Annotated in this window: 5 protein-coding genes; 2 read left to right on the top strand and 3 right to left on the bottom strand. The window is 72.6% G+C overall.

The window, feature by feature from the left end; translation table 11 throughout:
• Positions 1–481 precede the first annotated feature (481 nt).
• On the bottom strand, positions 482–1,435 hold the full coding sequence (locus B7767_RS24275; protein WP_085574065.1) for a 2-hydroxyacid dehydrogenase: 954 nt from the start codon (positions 1,433–1,435) through the stop codon (positions 482–484).
• 75 nt (positions 1,436–1,510) lie between these two features.
• On the opposite strand from B7767_RS24275, the gene B7767_RS24270 reads away from it, so the two are divergent.
• A complete protein-coding gene (locus B7767_RS24270) occupies positions 1,511–2,509 on the top strand; it encodes an aldo/keto reductase (protein ID WP_085574064.1) in 999 nt (332 codons plus the stop codon).
• A gap of 111 nt (positions 2,510–2,620) precedes the next feature.
• Entirely contained in the window at positions 2,621–3,787 is a 1,167-nt protein-coding gene (locus tag B7767_RS24265) for a sorbosone dehydrogenase family protein (protein WP_256923547.1), read from the top strand.
• A gap of 7 nt (positions 3,788–3,794) precedes the next feature.
• Here B7767_RS24265 and B7767_RS24260 read toward each other — a convergent pair whose 3' ends face one another.
• Both B7767_RS24260 and B7767_RS24255 read right to left on the bottom strand, forming a co-directional pair.
• Entirely contained in the window at positions 3,795–3,983 is a 189-nt protein-coding gene (locus B7767_RS24260; protein ID WP_085574062.1) for a DUF6191 domain-containing protein, read from the bottom strand.
• 34 nt (positions 3,984–4,017) lie between these two features.
• Positions 4,018–4,158, bottom strand: a 141-nt coding sequence (locus B7767_RS24255; protein ID WP_085574061.1) for a LuxR C-terminal-related transcriptional regulator, incomplete at its 5' end; no start/stop codon positions are given.

The raw sequence follows: 4,158 nt of genomic DNA, 5'->3' as shown, positions 1-4,158 counted from the left end.
GGCCCTCGGGGGGTGTCGTCCGGCTCATGCCGGGGGCACCGCCCACGCCCCTTCGGGCAGTGGGGGAGTGCGCGCCGGGCCCCGTGCCCCCGGCACGGTCCGGGCAGCACTCCCTTCGCCGCCGGTGCACCGGGGGGGCATGCCTTCCGCGGCCGCCGTGCCGGTGGGGGTGGCGGTCGGAACCGTCGTGAGGGCCGCCGTGCCGGATGTGGTGGCCGCGGCAGCGCGCGGCCGTGCGCCACGGTCGTCGCCGACGGCTCCGCCGCGTCGGATCGCTCGTCCCTAGGCCGTGCATCGCCCGTCGCCCCCCTCACTGTCCTCAGTGTCCTGCCCCCGCGCCGATGGTCAGCGGCGCGGCCCCTGTCGGGACGATACACCAGCATCGTCACTCAGGGACATAGGTTCTCTACGCTCCGTAACGATCAACTGATGTATGAGTACCCACCGCGCCCGGAGAAACGCGGACGGTACTCGAAACGGACTACAGGTCTCCCGCTCCCGTCACCAGAACCACGTTGCCGGGCTCCTCCTGGTTCAGGTGACGGCGCAACTGATTGACCAGCAACCGCTCGGCGCGCGGCCGGAAGGCGGAGGTGGGTCCGCCGACGTGCGGGCTGATGAGGACGCCCGGCGCCCGCCACAGGGGATGTTCCGAGGGCAGCGGTTCGGGGTCGGTGACGTCGAGGGCCGCGGTGATGCGGCCGCTCTCCACCTCGTTGAGCAGCGCCTTGGTGTCGACGACGCCGCCGCGGGCCACGTTCACCAGCAGGGCGCCGTCCTTCATCCGGGCCAGGAATCCGGCGTCCACGAGGTGCCGGGTGGCCTCGGTCAGCGGCGTGGAGAGGACGACGACGTCCGCCTCCGGGAGCAGGGCGGGCAGTTCGGTGAGCGGGTGCACCGGCCCGCGCTCCGTGGTGCGTGCGGAGCGCGCGACGCGCGCCACCCGCGCGAGCTCGAACGGAACGAGCCGGTCCTCGATGGCCGCGCCGATCGAGCCGTACCCCACGATGAGCACGTTCTTGTCGGCGAGCGCGGGCCGGAACCCGCCGCGCCACTCCCCCTTGTCCTGTGCCCGCACGAAATCGGGGATGCCCCGCAGGGAGGCCAGGATCAGCGCGAGCGTGAGCTCGGCGGTGCTGGCCTCGTGCACACCGCGCGCGTTGCACAGCCGTACGCCGGCGGGCAGGTGCTTCAGACCGGGCTCCACGTGGTCGGTGCCGGCCGACAGGGTCTGTACGACGCGGACGGAGCGCATCAGGGGCATCGGCCGTACACCGACCCCGGCGGGCTTCATGTACGGCACGACGTAGAAGACGCAGTCGGCCGGGTCGGCGGGGAACTCCTCACCGCCGTCCCAGAAACGGTAGTGCGGCCCTTCGGGGAGGCCCTCGATCTCGTCCGGCGGGATGGGAAGCCATACGTCAGCAGCGTTCATGCTCCGGAGGCTAGTTCAGGAGTGCGGGAGCGCAGAGGTTAGGTTGGAGGACCGGAGAGGGAGGGTCACGACCAGGTGGAGCGCAGGACGATCGGCGCGGGGGCGCTCGCGGTGGGGGCCGTCGGACTCGGGTGCATGCCGATGAGCTGGGGTTACAGCACGTCCCGGCAGCGCGGCGAGGAGTCGCTCAGGGCGGTGCACCGGGCGCTGGACGCGGGCTCGACGCTCCTCGACACCGCCGACATGTACGGTCCGTTCACCAACGAGCTGCTGCTCGGCCGGGTGTTGAAGGAGCGGCGCTCCGACGCCTTCGTGTCCACGAAGGTCGGGCTGCTGGTGGGTGATCAGCACATCGTGGCCAACGGCCGCCCCGGCTACGTGAGAAGGGCCTGCGACGCGTCGCTGCGCCGGCTCCAGACCGATGTCATCGACCTCTACCAGCTGCACCGCGCCGACCCGGAGGTCCCGGTCGAGGAGACCTGGGGTGCGATGGCGGAGCTCGTACAGGCGGGAAAGGTACGAGCGTTGGGGCTGTGCGCGGTGGGGGCGCGTTCGGCGCGGCGGTCGGGGGCGCGGCCGCACGACGTGACGATCCGGCAGCTGGAGCGGGTGCAGCAGGTCTTTCCGGTGAGCGCGGTCGAGGCGGAGCTGTCGGTGTGGTCGCCGGAGGCGCTGCGGGCGCTGCTGCCGTGGTGCGCGTCGCGGGGGATCGGCTTCCTGGCGGCGATGCCGCTGGGCAACGGCTTCCTGACCGGGACGCTGACGCCCGGCGTGGGCTTCGAGGCGGACGACCTGCGCGCCCGGCACCCCCGCTTCACGGCCGAGATGATGGCCGCGAACCAGCCGATCGTGGCCGGCCTGCGCCGCGTCGCCCGCCGGCACGGCGAGCACGTCACCCCGGCGCAGGTGGCGCTGGCCTGGGTGCTGGGCCGGGGCCGCCAGGTGATCCCGGTCCCCGGTGCCAAGCGGGAGCGGTGGGTCGTGGAGAACGCGGCCGCGGTGGACCTGCGCCTGACGGAACGCGACCTCGCGGAGATCGCGGAGCTGCCCGCGGCACAGGGGTCGTGGGACTGACCGACGGGCCGGCGGCGGCGATCCCTGCGGTTCGGGGTTCCGCGATCGGGAACTTCGGAGGCACGAGCGGTGTATGACAGGTAGGACCCGCCGCGTCGAAGGGACGAGATCGTGCAACGACGAGCCGTGACGGCCGTACTGGCCGCCGCCGCGCTCCTGCTGACCGCCGGCTGCTCCTCCGACGACGGGGGACCGCCGGGCGGCTCGGACACCGGCGCCGCCCCGAGCGGTACGGCGACGGGGTCGTCGTCGCCGGAGGGGAGCGCGGAGGAGACGCCGCCCGCGAAGGGCTCGGTGAAGGTGGTCCGCACGGTGACCACGGGCCTGAGCACTCCCTGGGGCCTGGCCCCGCTGGCCGACGGCGACCTGCTGGTCTCCTCCCGGGACGAGGCGACGATCACCCGGGTCGACGGCGGGACCGGCGAGAAGACCGAGCTGGGCGAGGTGCCCGGGGTTTCGCCGTCCGGCGAGGGCGGCCTGCTCGGCATCGCCCTCTCCCCCGAGTACGCCTCGGACCGCATGATCTACGCGTACTTCACCTCGGCCTCCGACAACCGCGTCGTCCGCATGATCTACGACGCGGAGAAGCCGGCCGGTGAGCAGCTCGGCGCGCCGGACACGGTCTTCCGGGGCATCCCCAAGGGCGAGATCCACAACGGTGGCCGGATCGCCTTCGGCCCGGACAGGATGCTGTACGCGGGCACGGGCGAGAGCGGTGACACGGGCCTGTCCCAGGACAAGGAGTCCCTGGGCGGCAAGATCCTGCGGCTGACCCCGGAGGGCGAGCCGGCCCCGGGCAACCCGTTCCCCGGCTCCCCGGTGTACTCGTACGGCCACCGCAATGTGCAGGGGCTGGCCTGGGACGCCGAGCAGCGGCTGTTCGCCTCGGAGTTCGGCCAGGACACCTGGGACGAGCTGAACGCGATCACGCCGGGCGACAACTACGGCTGGCCGGAGGCGGAGGGCGAGTCGGACGACAGCGGCTTCCACGACCCGGTCGACCAGTGGACCACGGACGAGGCCTCCCCCAGCGGTATCGCCTACGCCGGGGGCTCGATCTGGATGGCCGGCCTGGGCGGCGACCGGCTGTGGCGCATACCCCTGAAGGGCACGGAGGCCTCGGCGGACCCGGAGGCCTTCCTGGAGGACGAGTACGGCCGCCTGCGCACGGTGGTCCCGGCGAGCGGCAACAAGCTCTGGCTGGTCACCAGCAACACGGACGGGCGCGGCGATCCGAAGGAGGGCGACGACCGGATCCTGGAGCTGGAGGTGAGCTGAGCGGCGCTCACGCCTCGTCGGGTTCCTCCTCCGGGACGGCCGACGGGCGCACGGTGACCTTTCCGGACGCGAGGTCTATCGGCCCGCGTCCGGGGTCGGCGTCGCCGACGTCCTCCCGGGTCAGCTCCAGACGGTTCTGCTCGTCGCGCGTGTGTTTACGGCCGGGGGCGAACAGTTCCTCGAAAGCGTTGAACATCGCTCCCCTCCCCAGGGACGAATGGATCGCACACCTATTGTCCCGCCGCCAGCCGTTCACCCGTCTCCGCCGCGAACAGACCGAGCCGGTGCGCCACCGCCGCCGCCTCCCCCCGCCCGGAGACGCCCAGCTTGGCGAGGATGTTGGAGACGTGGACGCTGGCCGTCTTCGGGGA

Source organism: Streptomyces sp. 13-12-16 (genome assembly GCF_002114215.1).
Lineage (GTDB): Bacteria > Actinomycetota > Actinomycetes > Streptomycetales > Streptomycetaceae > Streptomyces.
The sequence above is the reverse complement of the archived record's forward strand: the minus strand, read 5'-3'. Positions and strand labels throughout refer to the sequence as shown.

Excerpts from the sequence above, each read along its gene's own strand:
- B7767_RS24275 (WP_085574065.1), bottom strand. The coding sequence starts at position 1,435 with ATGAACGCTGCTGACGTATGGCTTCCCATCCCGCCGGACGAGATCGAG.
- B7767_RS24260 (WP_085574062.1), bottom strand. The coding sequence starts at position 3,983 with ATGTTCAACGCTTTCGAGGAACTGTTCGCCCCCGGCCGTAAACACACG.